The organism is Kitasatospora purpeofusca, from assembly GCF_036010405.1.
In the GTDB taxonomy this organism is placed as follows: Bacteria; Actinomycetota; Actinomycetes; order Streptomycetales; family Streptomycetaceae; genus Kitasatospora; species Kitasatospora purpeofusca.
The window spans coordinates 2,651,831-2,668,731 of sequence record NZ_CP108561.1 but is presented as its reverse complement, the minus strand read 5'-3'; the positions used below and the strand labels follow the sequence as shown (position 1 = coordinate 2,668,731).

16 protein-coding genes are annotated in these 16,901 nt (G+C 73.9%); 13 read left to right on the top strand and 3 right to left on the bottom strand.

Translation table 11 applies throughout. From position 1 onward, the window contains the following. Positions 1-4: 4 nt before the first annotated feature. From OG715_RS11390 to OG715_RS11365, 6 genes are all read left to right on the top strand, one after another. Positions 5-1,567 carry an ABC transporter substrate-binding protein gene (locus tag OG715_RS11390; protein ID WP_266274987.1) on the top strand — a complete coding sequence of 521 codons (1,563 nt, stop codon included), beginning with the start codon at positions 5-7 and terminating at the stop codon, positions 1,565-1,567. Beyond that, on the top strand, positions 1,564-2,511 hold the full coding sequence (locus tag OG715_RS11385) for an ABC transporter permease (protein WP_266274989.1): 948 nt from the start codon (positions 1,564-1,566) through the stop codon (positions 2,509-2,511). Before OG715_RS11390 ends, OG715_RS11385 begins: the two co-directional genes overlap by 4 nt. Next, positions 2,508-2,708 carry a hypothetical protein gene (locus OG715_RS11380; RefSeq protein WP_266274991.1) on the top strand — a complete coding sequence of 67 codons (201 nt, stop codon included), beginning with the start codon at positions 2,508-2,510 and terminating at the stop codon, positions 2,706-2,708. Before OG715_RS11385 ends, OG715_RS11380 begins: the two co-directional genes overlap by 4 nt. Continuing rightward, positions 2,705-3,526, top strand: coding sequence for an ABC transporter permease subunit (locus OG715_RS11375; RefSeq protein WP_266274993.1), 822 nt, complete (start codon positions 2,705-2,707; stop codon positions 3,524-3,526). Before OG715_RS11380 ends, OG715_RS11375 begins: the two co-directional genes overlap by 4 nt. After that, positions 3,523-4,977 (top strand): ABC transporter ATP-binding protein, encoded by a 1,455-nt coding sequence (locus OG715_RS11370; protein WP_266274995.1) that lies wholly within the window; start codon positions 3,523-3,525, stop codon positions 4,975-4,977. Before OG715_RS11375 ends, OG715_RS11370 begins: the two co-directional genes overlap by 4 nt. Before the next feature lie 225 nt (positions 4,978-5,202). After that, entirely contained in the window at positions 5,203-6,009 is an 807-nt protein-coding gene (locus OG715_RS11365; RefSeq protein ID WP_266274997.1) for a VOC family protein, read from the top strand. A gap of 21 nt (positions 6,010-6,030) precedes the next feature. Here the strand turns inward: OG715_RS11365 and OG715_RS11360 are convergent, their stop codons facing one another. Together OG715_RS11360 and OG715_RS11355 are read right to left on the bottom strand one after the other, a co-directional pair. Beyond that, complete coding sequence (locus OG715_RS11360; protein ID WP_266274999.1) at positions 6,031-6,486, bottom strand: hemerythrin domain-containing protein; 456 nt, start codon at positions 6,484-6,486, stop codon at positions 6,031-6,033. 150 nt (positions 6,487-6,636) lie between these two features. Next, positions 6,637-7,233 carry a TIGR03086 family metal-binding protein gene (locus tag OG715_RS11355; RefSeq protein ID WP_266275001.1) on the bottom strand — a complete coding sequence of 199 codons (597 nt, stop codon included), beginning with the start codon at positions 7,231-7,233 and terminating at the stop codon, positions 6,637-6,639. 195 nt (positions 7,234-7,428) lie between these two features. Between OG715_RS11355 and OG715_RS11350 the strand changes: the two genes are divergently transcribed. The 6 genes from OG715_RS11350 to OG715_RS11325 all read left to right on the top strand — a co-directional run bounded on the left by OG715_RS11350 (position 7,429) and on the right by OG715_RS11325 (position 14,819). Next, positions 7,429-8,001: a DoxX family membrane protein gene (locus tag OG715_RS11350; protein ID WP_266275003.1), complete on the top strand. Its 573-nt coding sequence runs from the start codon at positions 7,429-7,431 to the stop codon at positions 7,999-8,001. 292 nt (positions 8,002-8,293) lie between these two features. Beyond that, entirely contained in the window at positions 8,294-10,879 is a 2,586-nt protein-coding gene (locus OG715_RS11345; protein WP_407661102.1) for a collagenase, read from the top strand. Between the two features lie 189 nt (positions 10,880-11,068). Further along, positions 11,069-11,665: a TetR/AcrR family transcriptional regulator gene (locus OG715_RS11340; protein ID WP_266275007.1), complete on the top strand. Its 597-nt coding sequence runs from the start codon at positions 11,069-11,071 to the stop codon at positions 11,663-11,665. Between the two features lie 113 nt (positions 11,666-11,778). Continuing rightward, positions 11,779-13,005, top strand: coding sequence for an MFS transporter (locus tag OG715_RS11335; protein ID WP_266275009.1), 1,227 nt, complete (start codon positions 11,779-11,781; stop codon positions 13,003-13,005). A 42-nt stretch (positions 13,006-13,047) separates the two neighbouring features. Further along, complete coding sequence (locus tag OG715_RS11330) at positions 13,048-14,184, top strand: LLM class flavin-dependent oxidoreductase (RefSeq protein WP_266277314.1); 1,137 nt, start codon at positions 13,048-13,050, stop codon at positions 14,182-14,184. Next, positions 14,181-14,819 carry an FMN reductase gene (locus tag OG715_RS11325; protein ID WP_266275011.1) on the top strand — a complete coding sequence of 213 codons (639 nt, stop codon included), beginning with the start codon at positions 14,181-14,183 and terminating at the stop codon, positions 14,817-14,819. The genes OG715_RS11330 and OG715_RS11325 overlap by 4 nt, the downstream gene beginning before the upstream one ends. Before the next feature lie 70 nt (positions 14,820-14,889). Here OG715_RS11325 and OG715_RS11320 read toward each other — a convergent pair whose 3' ends face one another. Next, entirely contained in the window at positions 14,890-15,309 is a 420-nt protein-coding gene (locus tag OG715_RS11320; RefSeq protein WP_266275013.1) for a winged helix-turn-helix transcriptional regulator, read from the bottom strand. 112 nt (positions 15,310-15,421) lie between these two features. On the opposite strand from OG715_RS11320, the gene OG715_RS11315 reads away from it, so the two are divergent. Next, the gene (locus tag OG715_RS11315) at positions 15,422-16,858 is read left to right on the top strand and encodes an MFS transporter (RefSeq protein WP_407660964.1); all 1,437 of its coding nucleotides are present in this window, start codon (positions 15,422-15,424) and stop codon (positions 16,856-16,858) included. Positions 16,859-16,901 lie beyond the last annotated feature (43 nt).

Below are 16,901 nucleotides of genomic sequence, written 5' to 3'. Positions count from 1 at the left end.
CCCGATGACCCGCCCACTCGCCCGCCGTACCCTGCTCACCGCCGCCTCCGCCTCCGGTGCGGCGCTCGCCCTGGCCGCCTGCTCCGCCCCGGGCGGCACGGCCGCCACCGACCGTGAACCGGACGCCGCCGAGCCCCGGCGCGGCGGCCGGCTGCGCGCCCTGTTCGCCGGCGGCGGCGCCGACGAGACCCTCGACCCGCACCGGGTCAACCTCTTCGCCGACGTCGCCCGCGCCAAGGCGCTCCACGACAAGCTCGCCGACTGGGGCCCCGACCTCGCCGCCGTCCCCCGGCTCGCCACCGGCTGGGAACCGGGCCCCGGCCTCGACGTCTGGACCGTCCGGCTGCGCGAGGCGGTCTTCCACGACGGCCGGCCGGTCACCGCCGCCGACGTCCTGTACAGCTACCGCCGAATAGCCGACCCCAAGCGGGCGTTCCGGGCCCGGGCCTCGCTCGAACCGATCGACCTCGCCGCGAGCCGGGCCCCCGACCCGCGCACCGTGGAGTTCCGACTGAACCGCCCGTGCGCCGAATTCCCCAACGTCCTGGCCGCGTTCGGTGCCTACATCGTCCCGGACGGCACCGAGGACTTCCGGGCACCGGTCGGCTCCGGGCCGTTCTCCTTCGTCTCCTTCGAGCCCGGCCGCTCCCTGCTGCTCCGGCGCTTCGACGGGTACTGGGACGGCGCCCCGCACCTCGACGAGCTGGAGATCCTCGCGGCCGCCGAGGAGTCCGCCCGCGCCAACGCCCTGCTGGCCGGACAGGCCGAGTACGCCCACGAGTTGGCGCCGGCCACCGCCCGCGCCCACGCCTCCGGAGGGCGGATCGGCATCGTCCGGCTGCGCAACAGCGCCATGCAGGGCTTCGTCATGAAGACCGACCGGCCGCCGTTCGACGACCCCCGGGTCCGACAGGCGTTCTTCCACCTGGTCGACCGGCAGGAGCTGGTCGACGGCGCGCTCTCCGGTGCCGGTGAGATCGGCAACGACCTGTTCGGCAAGGGCAGTCAGTACTATCCGGCCGGTCTCCCGCAGCGCACCCGGGACGTCGACCGGGCCCGCGCGCTGCTGCGCGAGGCCGGCGCCGAGGGGCTGCGGATCACCCTCGACACCTCGCCGGTCGCGGCCGGACTGGTCGAGGCGGCGGGCATCCTCAAGGACCAGGCGGCGCGGGCCGGCATCACGATCGACGTGCGGGTCGGCAACAAGGACACCTACTGGAAGGACATCCTGGACGGCGGCGTGCTCGCCTCCTTCCGCTCCGGCGCGATGCCGATCGAGTCGCACCTCTCGCAGCGGCTGCTCTCCACCTCCACCACCAACGCCACCCACTGGCGCCGCCCCGACTTCGACGACCTCTACACCCAGGCGCAGTCCACGGCCGACCCGGCGGCCCGCACCGCCCTCTACGAGCGGATGCAGCGCCGCCTGTTCGACGAGGGCGGACTGCTGGTGTGGGGCTTCGCCGACTGGATCGTCGGCCACGCCCCGCGGCTGCGCGGCGTCGCGGCGGACGCCCCGGCCAACACCCTCGACTGGGCCAGGTTCGACAAGGTCCGGCTGGCGTGACGGCGACGCCGCGCGGCTGGGTGCGGCGCCGGCTGCTGCTCGGCGCCGGGCAGGTCGCGGCCGTCCCGGTCCTGGTCTTCGTCCTCACGGAGGCGCTCCCCGGCGACGCCGCCGTGGTCGCCGCGGGGGACGACCCCGACCCGGCGCGGATCGCCGCGCTGCGCGCCGCGCTGGGGCTGGACCGCCCGGCGGTGGAGCGCTTCGCCGACTGGGCGGGGGAGTTGGCGCACGGCGATCTGGGCCGCTCGCTCGTCGGCGGCCGCCCCGTCGCCGACCACCTGACCGGGGCCCTCGCCCCGACCCTGCTGCTGGCGGCGCTCACCCTGGCCCTGCTCGTCCCGGCGGCGGTCGGCCTCGGGCTGCTCGCCGCCCGGCGGGAGGGCGGAGCGTTGGACCGTGCCGTCAGCACGGTGACCCTCGCGGTGTACGCGGTACCGGAGTTCGCCCTCGGCGTGCTGCTGACGGGGGTCTTCGCGCTGTGGCTGGGCTGGCTCCCGCCGACCGCCGTCGGCGGGATCGGCCGGCAGCCCGCCGTGCTGGTCCTGCCGGTCGTGGTGCTGCTGGCCCGCCCGGTCTGCTCGACCGCGCGGCTGGTCCGGGCCGGGCTGCTCGACGCCATGGCGGCCCCGTACGCCGTCCACGCGCTGCGCTGCGGTGTCCCGCCGAACCGGGTCCGGCTCGGCCACGCGCTGCCCAACGCCCTCGCCCCGGTGGTCCAGCACCTCGCCCGCACCGCCGAGTGGCTGCTCTGCGGGGTGATCGTGGCCGAGGCCCTGTTCGTGGTCCCCGGGCTCGGCACCGTGCTGCTGGACGCCGTCGCCGCCCGTGACGTGCCGGTGGTCCAGGGCCTGGCGGTGCTGTTCGGCACCGTGACCGTCCTGCTGAACCTCGCCGCCGACCTCGCCGCCCGCCGCCTCGCCCCCCGAACGGAAGTCGCCGTATGACCGCCCCGCCCCGCGCCACCCCGCTCCGCCGTCCCGCCGGCCACCGGCCCGACCGCGGACCTGCCGACCACCTCACCGCCCGTCGCTGCGACTGCGGCGTCTGCCGGGCCCTCGCCCGGCGCTGCCGGTGGCTGGTCCGCCGGGTCGGCGGGTCCGTCGCCGGGCGCCGGCGGGACAGGGCCTCGGTGGCACCGTGAGGCGCTACGCGCTCGGACTCGCGCTGGTCGCCGTGCCGCTGCTGCTCGCCCTCGGCGGGCCGCTGCTGGCGGGCGGGCCGGGGCCGCGCGGGGTCTCCTTCACGGTCGGCGGCGGCCACTGGCTCGGCACCGACTTCGCGGGCCGCGACGTCCTGCGCCAGGTCCTGCTCGGGGGGCGCCCGGTGGTGCTGGTGGCGGTCACCGCGACCGTCCTCGGGTACGCGCTGGCGCTGCCGCTCGCGCTGGCCGCCGCACTGACCGGGCGGACCTGGGCCGAGGAGTTGCTGCTTCGGCCCCTGGATGTACTGATCGCCGTACCGGCGCTGCTCCTGGTCCTGCTGGTGGCCACCGCGGCGGAGCCGGGACCGGCCGGACTGGCCGTCCTGGTCGGGGTGACGGCGGTGCCGGACATCGCCCGGGTCGCGCACGCGGCGGCGGTGGCGGCGGCGTCCCGCCCGGTGGTCGAGGCGTTGCGGCTGCACGGCGAGTCCTGGTGGCGGATCGCCTTCGGACAGGTCGCCCGGACGGTCCGCCGCACCCTCGCCGCCGACGCGGGCACCCGGCTGGTGGGTGCCCTCTACCTGGTGGCGACGGCGGCCTTCCTCGGTGTCGGGGTGCGGCCGGACACCGCCGACTGGGCGGTGATGGTGGACCGCAACCGGGCGGGGCTGTTCCTGCAGCCCTGGGCGGTGGTCGTCCCGGCGCTGCTGGTGGCCGGGCTGTCGACCGGCACCAATCTGCTGTTCGACACGGCACTGGCCCGGCCGCGCCGGCGCGGTCCGGGAGCGGGTCGGCGCGGTCCGGGAGCCGCCGCGTGAGCGGGTCGGAGCTGGCCGCCGTGGACGGACTGCGGGTGCGGGTCGGCGCCCGGGTCCTGGTGGACGGGGTGTCGCTGCGGGTGCGCGCCGGCCGGGTGACGGCCCTGGTGGGGCCGTCCGGCAGCGGGAAGACGACGACCGCGCTCGCCCTGCTGGGCGCCTACCCCGAGGGCGCCCGGGTGTCCGGCACGGTCTCCCTCGCCGGGGCGGGCGGCGCCCCGGTCGGCCATGTGCCGCAGCACCCCGGCACGGTGCTCAACCCGGCCCGTCGGGCGGGCGTCCTGCTGCGCGACCTCGCCAGGGTGCACGGCGGCGGCCCGGAGGCCGTCCGGCGTGCGCTCCACGACACCGAACTGTCCGAGGTGGACGGCCTGTTGCGCCGCTACCCGCACCAGCTCTCCGGCGGCCAGCAGCAACGCCTGGTGCTCGCCCAGGCGTTGCTCACCGGAGCGCGGGTGATCGTCGCCGACGAGCCCACCACCGGCCAGGACCCGGCCACCGCGCACCGGCTGGCCGCCCTGTTCCGCCGGCTCGCCGCGCGCGGCACCGGGCTGCTGCTGCTCAGCCACGACCTGGCCCTGGTCCGGGAGTCGGCCGACGAGGTGGTGCTGCTGGCCGACGGCCGCGCGGTGCGGACGGGCCCGCCCGACGAGGTCCTGCGCGCGCCCGCCCGCCCGGCGGTGCCCCCGGTCCGGCCCGCCCCGGCCCCGACCTCGGCTCCGGCCGCGCCGGTCCGGCTCGCCGTCACGGGCCTCACCGCCCGCCACCCGGGCGGCACGGTGGTGCTGCGCGAGGTCGGCCTGAGCCTGCGGGCGGGGGAGTGCCTGGCCCTCACCGGCCGCACGGGCAGCGGCAAGACCACCCTCGGCCGCTGCCTGGCGGGGCTGCACCCGCGCCACGAGGGCACGGTCCTGCTGGACGGCGAGCCGCTGCCGCGCAGCGTCCGGCAGCGCGGACGGCGGCGGCTGGCGGCCGTGCAGTACGTCTTCCAGGACGCCCGGTCGGCGTTCGCGGACCACCGTCCGGTGCTCGACCAGGTCGCCCGGGCGGCGGTGCGGCTGCGCGGCCGCACCCCGTCGGCGGCCGGGGCGGAGTCCGAGGCCCTGCTCGCCGTGCTCGGCCTCGACCCGGCGAAGGCCGCCCGCCCGCCCGGCGGCCTCTCCGGTGGTGAGCTCCAACGGGCAGCGCTGGCAAGGGCGTTGATCGTCGAACCGGCGGTGCTGGTGTGCGACGAGATCACCGCGGGCCTGGACGCGGACACCCGGGCCTCGATCCTGGCCCACCTCGCCGACCGCCGGGACCGGGCCGGTCTGGCGCTGCTGTTCGTCTCCCACGATCCGGCGGCCGTCGACGCCCTGGCCGACCGGGTGGCCACCCTGGCCGACGGCCGGCTGCACCCCGCCTCGACGGCTCACCCGTTCGGGCGACAGGACACCGCGCCGCCCGGGTAGCACCGCCGGCCGCCCTCCGCACCCGCGCGGGGCGGCCGGGGCGCACCCCCGGACTCCCGGCCCTTCCGTCACCCTCACCACCACCTCACCGGCCCCACACCCACCCCCGCGCGCGTGGCGCGGCGCGAAATCTCGGACACGTCCTAGGCTGAACCCGCCCGGACGGCCGGACGGCCGTGGGAGTCGGGAGGGGCCCGGCGGCCGGGATCTCGGAGGTGGTGCGCGATGGGCAGCGACGGTTCGACGAGCGACGGTTCGACGGCCGAGGTGCGCTGCGTGGCGGCCGTCCCCTGCTGGGTGAGCCTGATGGCCCGCGACCTCGACACCGCCCGGGCCTTCTACGGACCGCTGCTGGGCTGGGAGTTCGAGCCGGGCCCGGACCGCTTCGGCCCGTACGAGCACGCGGTGGTCGGCGGCGAGGCGGTGGCCGGGGTCGGCGTGGCGGGCGGCGGCTGGGACATGCCGGTCGCCTGGACCAGTTACTTCGGCACCGAGAGCGCCGACGCGGCCGCCGACGCGGTGCGGGAGCGCGGGGCGACCCTCGCGGTCGGTCCGCTGTCCTTCGACGCCGGCCGGCTGGCGTTCGCGGCCGACCCGGCGGGTGCGGTGTTCGGCATCTGGGAGGGCCCGCCGGGACGGGCCCGGCGGCTGGACCTGCTGGGCGCCCCGGTCTGGATCGAGCTGCGCACCCCGGACCCGTTCGCGGCGGCGCTCTTCTACGGCGAGGTGTTCCGCTGGGACGGCCGCGACCCGGAGCGGTTCGAGGTCCGCTGGGAGCACGACCGGGTGGTGCTGCGGGCGGAGGGGCACAGTGTCGCCGCGCTGGCCCGGGAGCAGGCGGGCGGGCCGACGGGGCTGACCCCGCACTGGGAGGTCTCCTTCTCCGTACCGGACACCGACGAGGCGCTGGTCCGGGCGGAGCAGCTCGGCGGCAGCGTGCTCGGTCCGGCCTTCGACTCGCCCTACGGGCGGGTGGCCCGGCTGCGGGACCCCGAGGGCGGCCGCTTCGCGGTGATCAGCGCCAAGCCCTGACCGCGCCCGTCGAACAGTTCCCTAGGCCCCGGCGATCTCCGCCCGATCGGCCCGCAGCCGTTCGCCGAGCGCGGCCCGCTCGGCGGCCGGCAGGGCCTTGCGGGCGGCGGTGAAGAGCTGCTCCTCCTCGGTCGCCAGGTGCCGCCGCAGCCGCTCGGTGAGCCCGTTCAGCAGCGTGCCCAGCGCCGGGTCGCCGGCGGGGAGGGCCTGGAGGTCGGAGAGGTACTGGCCGATCGCGAGGTGGTCGTGGATGCACCGGAACACCACCGCGCCGCCGTCCGGCACATCGTGCTGGACGACCGGGAAGAGGTGCTCCTCCTCGGCCGCGCAGTGGCTGAGCAGCAGGTCGGTGAGCTGGTCCAGCAGGGCCCCGGGCGCCCGGCCCTCGGCCCGGCCGGCCTCGATCCGGACGAGCAGTTCCTCCACCGCGCGGTGCTCCGCGGTGAACTCACCCAGGATGTCCGGCCTGCGGTTCATGGCGCGCCCGCCTCTTCTCCGTCGACGTCCGGTGCGCCCCCCGATACCTCCAGTATCCGGCGCCGCCCGGGCAACCGGGTCGTCCGCCGGATCCGCCCGCGCACGGTGCTCGTGCCACCACCGGCCCTCGGTCCCCGCGCGGCCGTCCGCTCAGGGGCGGTCCCGCCGCCCGGCGAGGGCCAGCAGCCGGGTCTGCGGCCCGGCGTCCCCGGCCACCGGGAGCGGTGGGTCGAACAGTCCGCTGCCGGAGAGGTCCCCGTAGCCGGCGAACTCGGCGAGCGCGAAGTCGACGAGCTCCTCCGGGAGCCGGGTGCCCCGGCCGATGCCCTCGGCGAGGTCCCAGCTGTGGACGACGGCGTCGGTGGTGAGCTGGTCCAGGTAGTACTGGCCGGGGACGTCGCCGAAGGAGAGGTGGACGACGAGCTCGGTGGCGCCGGGGACGGCGAAGGCCTCGCGGGCGGCGTCGGCGGCGGCCGTCCAGGCGGCGACCGGGTCGTCACCGAGGACGTCGCCGTCGAAGCGGCCGCCGACCTCGGAGATCGTCGCGCCCATCAGCAGTTCGGGCACCCAGAGCTGCTCGCCGGTGAGGTGGTTGACCAGGTCGCGCACGCTCCAGTCGGTGCACGGGGTGGGGGCGTCCCACTGGTCGGGGGTGACCAGCCGGATCCGTTCGGTGAAGGCGGCGAGGGCCTCGGCGTGCGGGGTGCCCCGGTCGGCCGGCCGCGGGTGTTCCTTGCGATGTGCCATGTCCTGAGCGTGCCCCGCCGCGCACTTCCGTACGCCGGTCTACACCACTTGTGACCCGGCCACGCCAATATCCTCGGTCCGGTCGGTTGTTCAAATTCAAACTTCCAGGTACGGTCGACACACCCCAGCTGGTTCGAATTTGAACAAACGAATTCGGCCGGTATCGACGAACCCCCCTTTCTGATGGAGACGCGCATGCCGAGCAGCAGCCCGAGCACGACCGCCGCCACCACCCCCCTTTCCGCATCCGGGTCGGTCCCCGGATCGGTGACCACCTCCCCGCACGCCTACGACGCCGGCCTCCTGCTGCTGCGGGTGGCACTCGGCCTGACCATGGCCGCCCATGGCAGCCAGAAGCTGTTCGGCTGGTTCGGCGGCGGCGGCATCGACGGCACCGGAAAGTTCTTCGAGGCGAAGGGCTACCCGGCGCCGAAGTTCATGGCCGTCGTGGCCGGTCTCACCGAGGCCGGCGGCGGACTGGCGCTCGCCGTCGGTCTGCTGGCCCCGCTGGCCGCCGCCGCGATCCTCGGCACCATGATCAACGCCCTGGCCGTCACCTGGAGCAGCACCTTCTTCGCCGCCAAGGGCGGCAGCGAGTACGAACTCCTGCTGATCGCCGCCGCGGCGGCGCTCGCACTGACCGGCCCCGGCCGCTATGCCGCGGACCGCTACCTGCCGGTGGTGCGCGCGCACCGGCTGAGCTACGGGGCGGCCGCAGTGGTGCTCGCCCTCGTCACCGCGGGCGCCGTGCTCCTGGCTCGCAACTGACAAGGAGTGCACGGCCGTTGAGGTTGTTCCCCCCCGTGAAGGCCGCCGGTCACCGACCGGCGGCCTTCGCCGTTCCGTGGTCGATTGGTGAAGTTCCTGTGCAGGCGGGGGAGTTGCCGGAGATTCTCCGTTTCGAGGGTTCCCCGGCCGTGTGATGTATGCCATTGTACATGTCACACTCCCCACCGGTGCTCGGCGCCACCGCCCCAACGGTGCGCCGCAACGGCCCTCAATACCCCCACCGGTCGCGCCCCCATGCGACCGACGAAGGCCCGGAGGCCCCCACGTGAGAATCACACGCCCTTTAGCGCAAATACCGCACGTCGCAAAGGTCCTGGCGCTGATTCTGGCGCTGTTCGTGACGGTCGGCCTGTTCGCCCCGCGCGCCCAGGCGACCACCGACAAGACTCGTCCGGAGTTCGGCGGCGGCTCTCCCGCCGCCACCTCGGCCGGCCCGGCCGGGCTCGCCCCGAGGCCCGCCGTCGGTGACACCCCCGATGCGGGCGGCAAGAACGAGGCGGTTCCGGCCCGGGACCGCGCCCCGTTCTCGACCGCCTCCCCGGACCGCTCCGACACCCCGTCGGCGGCCCACCGGCAGGCCGAGATCGTCAAGACCTTCGGCGCGGCCGCCCCCAAGGCCCTCGCCGAACAGGCTTGCAACATCCCGGACTTCACCGGTCGCACCGGCAGTGCCCTGGTCCAGGCGGTCAAGGCGGCCGACCTCGGCTGCATCAACAGCCTGTTCAACCTGGTCGGCACCGACGCGCGCGGCGCCTTCCGCGAGGCCCAGATGGTCTCGGTGGCCGACGCCCTGCGCGACAACGCCGCCGCCTACCCGGGCGACAACTCCACCTCCACCGGCCAGTTGGTGCTCTTCCTGCGGGCCGGCTACTTCGTGCAGTGGTACCACGCCTCCGACGTCGGCACCTACGGCACCGCCCTGCAGACCTCGATCCGCGGCGCGCTGGACAGCTTCTTCAACAGCGCGCACTCCCGCGACGTCACCTCCGCCAATGCCGGCACCCTCGGCGAGGCGATCACCCTGATCGACAGCGCGCAGGAGAACGTCCGCTACCTCCCCGTGGTGAAGCGGCTGTTGGGCGCCTACGACGCCGCCACCCACAACCCGACCAACATGGGCAACGCGCTGAACAGCGTGTTCACCGTGCTGTGGCGCGGCCACCAGACCACCGGCTTCGTCGACGCGGTCGCGGCCGACCCGAGCGTGCTCGACGCGCTCTACTCCTTCGCCTCCGCCAACAGCGCCCTGCTCGGCGGCGACTACACCTTCCTGGTCTACAACGCCACCCGCGAGCTGGGCCGGTTCGTGCAGTACCCGGTGCTCCAGTCCAAGGTGCGCCCGCTGCTGAAGGGGCTGGTCGACCGCTCCTCGCCCAGCGGCAACACCGCCTACCAGTGGGCCGCCGTCGCCGAGATGACCGACGCCTACGACAACGGCAACTGCTCCTACTACGGCACCTGTGACTCCGCCGCCCGGCTCAAGTCGGCCGTGCTGACGGTCAGCTACACCTGCAGCCAGAGCATCCGGATCCTCGCCCAGGCGCTCGACCCCACCCAGCTGGCCACCGCCTGCACCAGCCTGACCGGCCAGGACGCGTACTTCCACGGCGTGGCCAAGGACAGCGGGCCGGTCGCGGACGACCGGAACACCACCATCGAGGTCGTGGTCTTCCACAGCTCCTTCGACTACGGGGTGTTCGCCGCCTCCATCTACGGCATCAACACCGACAACGGCGGCATGTACCTGGAGGGCAAGCCCAACGAGGTCGGCAACCAGCCGCGTTTCCTCGCCTACGAGGCCGAGTGGGCGCGCCCGGACTTCCAGGTCTGGAACCTCAACCACGAGTACACCCACTACCTCGACGGCCGGTTCGACATGTACGGCGACTTCGACGCCGGTGTGACGACCCCGACCATCTGGTGGATCGAGGGCTTCGCGGAGTACGTCTCCTACTCCTACCGCAAGGTCAACTACGACGCGGCGATCTCCGCGGCGGGCCTGCACACCTACAAGCTCTCCACCCTGTTCGACACCACCTACGAGAACACCAACACGGAGCGCACCTACCGCTGGGGCTACCTCGCGGTGCGCTACATGCTGGAGCAGCACCGCGCCGACGTCGACGCCGTGCTCGGCAAGTACCGCGCCGGTGACTGGAACGGTGCCCGCACCCTGCTCAAGACCACCATCGGCACCCGCTACGACGCCGACTTCGACGCCTGGCTGACCCGCTGCGCGGCCGGTTCCTGCTCCGGCAGCACCAACCCGCCCGGCAACCAGCCGCCCACCGCCGCCTTCACCACCTCGATCGGCGAGCTGGGCGTCACCTTCGTCAACCGCTCCACCGACCCGGACGGCAAGATCGCCGCCTACGCCTGGGACTTCGGCGACGGCACCACCGCGACCACCGCCAACCCGACCAAGTGGTACACCAAGGCCGGCACCTACACCGTCACCCTCACCGTGACCGACGACAAGGGCGCCACCGCGAGCGCCCGGCAGAACGTCACCGTGGCGGGCCTGCCGGAGTGCTCCGGCGCCGACCCGCGCCAGCTGGACAAGAACTGCCGCCGCAGCAACCTCTCGGCGAGCACCGGCAACTACACGCACTTCTACCTGTACCTCCCGGCCGGGGTGAAGCAGCTCAAGCTCACCAGCACGGGCGGCACCGGCAACGCCGACCTCTACTACAACGCCACCAACTGGGCGTACACCAACTCGTACACCGCCAAGTCCACCAACGCGGGCAACAACACCGAGACCCTGACCATCACCAACCCGCCGGCCGGCTACGTCTACGTGAGCCTCTACGGCCAGCAGGCCTACTCCGGCGCGAACATCAAGGCCGAGTACTGATAACGGAGTTCTGATCCCGGAAGCACTCGGAGGCACTCGGAAGCACCCGGAGGCCCCCGGCGGCGCGCGAACGGCGCGCCGCCGGGGGCCTCCCCGCGTTCGGCCCCGGCGTCCGGCCTTCCCGCATCCGGCCCAGGAGCGACCGCATCGGTATTGCACCGACCGTTCCAAAAAGGCTAACGTGCTGCCATGGCGAGACCGCGCACCTTCGACGAGGGCCGGGCGCTCGACGCGGCGATGCACGCGTTCTGGGCGAACGGCTACGAGGCCACCTCCACGCAGGACCTCTGCGAGGCGACCGGCCTGGGGCGGAGCAGCATCTACAACACGTTCAGCAGCAAGCACGACCTGTTCAAGCGGTCGCTGGCCCGCTACATCGAGCTGATGACCGTCCCGCAGATCGAGCTGCTGGAGGATCCGGAGCTGCCCCCGCTGGAGCGGATCCGGGTCCTGCTCGCGCGGATCGTCGAGGCGGAGTTCGAGCACCGCCCGGAGGGCCGCAGCATCGGCTGCCTGACCGTGAACGCCGTGGTGGAGCTGGCCGGGCGCGACCCGGAGGCGGACGCGATGCTGGTCCGCGACCAGGAGGTGCGGCTCGCCGCGCTGCGGGCCGCGATCGCCGCCGGACAGCTGGCGGGCGCGATCGCCGCCCGGCGGGCGCCGGAGGAGCTGGCCCGCTTCGTCAACGCGGTGATCGGCGGCATGCGGGTCGCCGCCAAGGGCGGGGCCGACCGGGTCGCCGTCGAGGCCGTGGCCGCCACCGCCCTGGACGCCCTCGCGCCCTGACCTGACCTGTCCCGGCCTGTCCCGGCCTGTCCTGTGCGGCTCGCTCCGGAGCGTGCCCACGCCTGCCCTCATTCTGTACTGATCGATCCAAAACAAACGGGGGAGCCCTTCCCATGCCACGTGCCGTGTACGTCCTCGCCCTCGGCGTCTTCGCGATGGTGACCAGCGAGTTCGCCGTCGCCGGGCTGATGCCCCAGCTCGCCGAGGGCCTCGACGCCACCGTCCCGCAGATCGGCTACCTGATCACCGCCTTCTCGGTGGCGATGTCCTTCGGTGGCCCGTTGCTCGCCGTCGCCCTCCTCCGGACGCGCCAGAAGGCGGCGCTGATGCTCCTGTTCGCGATCTTCCTGGTCGGCAACGTGCTCGCCGCGACGGCCTCCGGCTATCCGGTGATGCTGGCGGCCCGGGTGGTCTCCGGCGTCGCCGCGCAGGCCTTCTTCGGGATCTCGATCTCGCTCTGCGCCCAGCTGACCCGTCCGGAGGTCCGCGGTCGGGCGATCGCCGTCCTGATGAACGGCCTCATGCTCGGCACGCTGCTCGGTCTGCCGCTCGCTACCGTGATCGGCGAGCACCTCGGCTGGCGCGCGGCGTTCTGGGCGGTGGCCGTCCTCACCGCGGCGGTGGCGCTGTGCACCCTCGCCGGGGTCCCGGACGCCGACCACGCCGAGGGCACCGGCTCGCTCCGGGACGAGCTGGGCGCGCTGCGCGACCGGCGGCTGTGGCTGGCCTTCGTCACCAGCACCCTGATCATCGGCGCGACCTTCACGCTGTTCAGCTACGTCAACCCGATCCTGACCGAGCTCACCGGCTTCCCGGTCGGCTCCGTCCCGCTGCTGCTGGTCGCCTACGGCGCGGCGACGGTGGTCGGCAACACCGTGGTCGGCCGGCTCGCCGACCGGTACGCGCTGCCGGTGCTGGCGACCGGCCTGGCGCTGAACGCCGTGTTCCTGGCCGGCCTCGCGCTGCTCGCCCAGTTCCGGGTGCCCGCCGTCGGCCTGCTGCTGGGTGTCGGCCTGGTCGGGGTCACCATGAACCCCGCGATGGTCTCGCGGGTCCAGCGGATCGGCGGCTCCCGCCCGCTGGTGAACACCGTCCACAACTCGTTCATCACGCTGGGCGTCATCCTCGGCTCGCTGCTCGGCGGCCTCGCCATCGACGCCTGGGGCCTGCGCGCGGTGCTGTGGCTCGGGGTCGCGATGGCCGTCGCGGGGCTGCTCAGCCTGCTCCCGGACGTGCCGCGCGGTCGCCGCGCGCTCCCGGGCCGGGCTTCGGGCGCTCGGGGGAATAACCCCGAGGGGGTGGATGCTAAGGTGGTTGAAACTTTGACGATCGGATCCTGAGCCGGCTTCCCGGCGGGATCAGCCAGGAGTGTGGTGAGCACCATGCAGTTCGGAATCTTCACCGTCGGCGATGTCACCCCCGACCCGACCACCGGCCGCACCCCGACCGAGCACGAGCGGATCAAGGCGACCGTGGCCATCGCGCGCAAGGCGGAGGAGGTCGGCCTCGACGTCTTCGCGACCGGCGAGCACCACAACCCGCCGTTCGTGCCGTCCTCCCCGACCACGCTGCTCGGCTACATCGCCGCGCAGACCGAGCGCATCATCCTCTCCACCTCGACCACGCTGATCACCACCAACGACCCGGTGAAGATCGCCGAGGACTACGCGGTGCTCCAGCACCTCGCCGACGGCCGGGTGGACCTCATGATGGGCCGGGGCAACACCGGCCCGGTCTACCCGTGGTTCGGCAAGGACATCCGCCAGGGCATCCCGCTCGCGATCGAGAACTACGCACTGCTGCACCAGCTGTGGCGCGAGGACGTGGTCGACTGGTCGGGCCGCTTCCGCACCCCGCTGCAGTCCTTCACCGCGACCCCGCGCCCGCTGGACGGCGTCCCGCCGTTCGTCTGGCACGGCTCGATCCGCAGCCCGGAGATCGCCGAGCAGGCCGCCTACTACGGTGACGGCTTCTTCGCGAACAACATCTTCTGGCCCAAGGAGCACTTCCAGAAGCTGGTCAACCTCTACCGGGAGCGCTACGCCCACTACGGGCACGGCACGCCCGAGCAGGCGATCGTCGGCCTCGGCGGCCAGCTCTTCATGCGCAAGAACTCGCAGGACGCGGTACGGGAGTTCCGCCCGTACTTCGACAACGCGCCGGTGTACGGCCACGGCCCGTCGCTGGAGGAGTTCGCCGCGGAGACCCCGCTCACCGTCGGCAGCCCGCAGGAGGTCGTGGAGAAGACCCTCGCCTTCCGTGACACCTTCGGCGACTACCAGCGCCAGCTGTTCCTGATCGACCACGCCGGCCTGCCGCTGAAGACCGTGCTGGAGCAGCTGGACCTGCTCGGCGAGGAGGTCCTGCCGGTGCTGCGCGAGGAGTTCGCCAAGGGCCGCCCGGCCGGCGTCCCGGACGCGCCGACCCACGCCAGCAGGCTCGCGGCCGAGCGTGCCCGTCAGGAGCAGGGCGCCGACAACGCAGGGCAGACCGAGCAGACCGTGGAGGTGGCCAAGTGACCGCGTACCGACTGGTGGTGATCAGCGCCGGACTGAGCAAGCCGTCCTCGACCCGGCTGCTCGCCGACCGGCTCTCCGAGGCGACGGTCCGCCGACTCGGCGCCGAGGGGCGGGAGGTGGACGTCCAGGTGGTCGAACTGCGCGACCTCGCCACCGACATCGCGCACAACTTCGTCACCGGCTTCCCCGGTCCCGCGCTGCGCGAGGCGATCGCGGCGGTCGGCGGGGCGGACGCGCTGATCGCGGTGACGCCGATCTTCGCGGCCTCCTACAGCGGGCTGTTCAAGTCGTTCTTCGACGTGATCGACCCCGACACCCTCACCGGCAAGCCGGTGCTGATCGCCGCCACCGGCGGCACCGCCCGGCACTCGCTCGCCCTGGAGCACGCCGTCCGCCCGCTGTTCTCCTACCTGCGCTCGGTGGTCGTGCCGACCTCGGTCTACGCCGCCACCGACGACTGGGGTACCACGGGGGACCGCCTCACCGACGGCCTCCCGGGCCGGATCGAGCGCGCGGCCGGAGAACTCGCCGGGCTGCTCGCCGGTCGGGCCCCGAACGGTCCGGCCGGGGGCGGCGCGGCCCAGGAGGAGGCCGTGGTGCCGTTCGAGCAGCAGCTGGCGGCGCTGCGGGTCTGAGCGCCGCGGTTCTGAGCGCATGCGGGAGGGGCGGGTCCGAGAGCTTCGGACCCGCCCCTCCCGTGTGTATTCACCCCAGACGCGCGTCGTACGAGGCCCGGGCCGTCGCGATCTCGCGCTGGTGCGTCTCGGTCCAGGCGACCAGGGAGCGGACCGTCTCGTGCAGCGTCCGCCCGAGCGGCGTCAGCGCGTAGTCGACCCGGGGCGGCACCACGGCGTGCACGGTCCGCTCGACCAGCCCGTCCCGCTCCAGCTGCCGCAGGGTGACGGTCAGCATCCGCTGGCTGACCCCGTCGATCTCCCGCCGCAGCTCGGTGAAGCGCAGTGAGCCCCGGTCCAGCAGCGCGATCACCAGCAGCGACCACTTGTCGGCGATCCGGTCGAGGATCTGCCGCACCTCGCAGTCCTCCCGGGTGTCCCACTGGAGCACGTCGTAGTCGTCCTCGGTAACCGCGCAGTGCGTCGGTGACTTCAAAGTGCCTTCTTCCATGCCTCCTGATGCTGCCTCAGGATGGCAATGGTTACAAGAGGGAACCGGCCGGACGAAGGGGAACCGCCCCCGTCCGGCGTCCCCGCCCCCCGCGCACTTCCAGGAGACCACCGTGTCCACGTCCTCAGCCGTGCCCGAAACCGGCCGCCGGGCCGCCGCTCCGGCCGGGTCGCCACCGGCGGAACCGTCCTCCCACTTCACCGGCCGGGAGGCGGCCGTCCTGCTCGTCCTCTGCGGCGCGATCTTCCTGGAGGGCATCGACGTCGCCATGCTCAACGTGGCCCTCCCGTCGATCCGCGCGGACCTCGGGATGGACACCGGCTCGCTGAGCTGGGTGCTGAGCGCCTACGTGCTCGGCTACGGCGGCTTCATGCTGCTCGGCGGCCGCACCGCCGACCTGCTGGGACGGCGCCGGATGTTCCTGTTCTGGCTCACCGTCTTCGTGCTCTGCTCCGGCCTCGGCGGCCTGGCTGGCGCCCCCTGGGTACTGATCCTGGCCCGCTTCCTCACCGGCCTCTCGGCGGCCTTCATGACCCCCGCCGGCCTCGCGATCATCACCACCGCCTTCGCCGAGGGCCCCCGCCGCAACCGCGCACTGCTCGTCTACGCGGGCACCGCCGCGGCCGGCTTCTCCCTCGGCCTGGTGGCCGGCGGACTGCTCACCGCCGTCGGCTGGCGCTGGGTCTTCTTCGCCCCGGTGCTGCTCGCGGGCGGCCTGCTGCTCGCCGCCGTGCCGCTGCTCCCGCGCGACCAGGCGCCCGCCCGCCGCCCCGGCGAGCGCTTCGACCTGGGCGGCGCCGTCACCGTCACCGGCGCGATGCTGCTGCTGGTCCAGGCCGTGGTGCGGCTCGGCGAACCCGACGCCGCGGCCGGCCCGACCCTCGCCCTGTTCGTCGGCGGTGCCGCCCTGCTGGCCGCCTTCGTCGCGATCGAACGGCGCTCGGACGCCCCGCTGCTCCGCCTCGGCCTGCTGCGCTCCGGCCCGCTGCTGCGGGCGAACATCGGCGCGCTGCTGTTCGCGGCCTCGTTCTTCGGCTTCCAGTTCACCGTCACTCTCTACCTCCAGGACCTGCGCGGCTGGTCCCCGCTGCAGACCGGCCTCGCCCTGCTCGCGGTCGGGGTGGACGCGGTGCTCGCGCCGACCCTCACGCCCCGGCTGGTGGAGCGCTTCGGCAACGTCCGGGTGATCCTCGGCGGCTTCTGCCTGGCGGTGGTCTCCTACGCGCTGTTCCTGCCCGTCGGGCCGGACTGGACGTACCCGATGATGTTCCCGACCATGATCCTCACCGGACTGGCCTTCGCCCTCGCGTACGGGCCGCTGACCATCGCCGCCACCGACGGCGTCGCCGAGGAGGAGCAGGGGCTGGCCGGCGGACTGCTCAACACCGCCTTCCAGTTCGGCGCCGCGCTCGGCCTCTCGGCGGTCACCACCGTGAGCCTCACCGTCGGCGGGTCGGACGGTCTGCGGGCCGCGCTGGTGGTGCCGGTCGTGGCGGTCGCGCTCGGCGCCCTGGTCACCGCCCTCGGCCTGCGCCGCGGCCGGGTCTGACCGGCGCCCGCCCTCTTCCCGCTGTCGCCCCTCCCGCTCCCGC

Excerpts from the sequence above, each read along its gene's own strand:
- OG715_RS11330 (WP_266277314.1), top strand. The coding sequence starts at position 13,048 with ATGCAGTTCGGAATCTTCACCGTCGGCGATGTCACCCCCGACCCGACC.
- OG715_RS11365 (WP_266274997.1), top strand. The coding sequence starts at position 5,203 with ATGGGCAGCGACGGTTCGACGAGCGACGGTTCGACGGCCGAGGTGCGC.
- OG715_RS11390 (WP_266274987.1), top strand. The coding sequence starts at position 5 with ATGACCCGCCCACTCGCCCGCCGTACCCTGCTCACCGCCGCCTCCGCC.
- OG715_RS11335 (WP_266275009.1), top strand. The coding sequence starts at position 11,779 with ATGCCACGTGCCGTGTACGTCCTCGCCCTCGGCGTCTTCGCGATGGTG.
- OG715_RS11360 (WP_266274999.1), bottom strand. The coding sequence starts at position 6,486 with ATGAACCGCAGGCCGGACATCCTGGGTGAGTTCACCGCGGAGCACCGC.
- OG715_RS11355 (WP_266275001.1), bottom strand. The coding sequence starts at position 7,233 with ATGGCACATCGCAAGGAACACCCGCGGCCGGCCGACCGGGGCACCCCG.
- OG715_RS11340 (WP_266275007.1), top strand. The coding sequence starts at position 11,069 with ATGGCGAGACCGCGCACCTTCGACGAGGGCCGGGCGCTCGACGCGGCG.
- OG715_RS11320 (WP_266275013.1), bottom strand. The coding sequence starts at position 15,309 with ATGGAAGAAGGCACTTTGAAGTCACCGACGCACTGCGCGGTTACCGAG.
- OG715_RS11380 (WP_266274991.1), top strand. The coding sequence starts at position 2,508 with ATGACCGCCCCGCCCCGCGCCACCCCGCTCCGCCGTCCCGCCGGCCAC.
- OG715_RS11350 (WP_266275003.1), top strand. The coding sequence starts at position 7,429 with ATGCCGAGCAGCAGCCCGAGCACGACCGCCGCCACCACCCCCCTTTCC.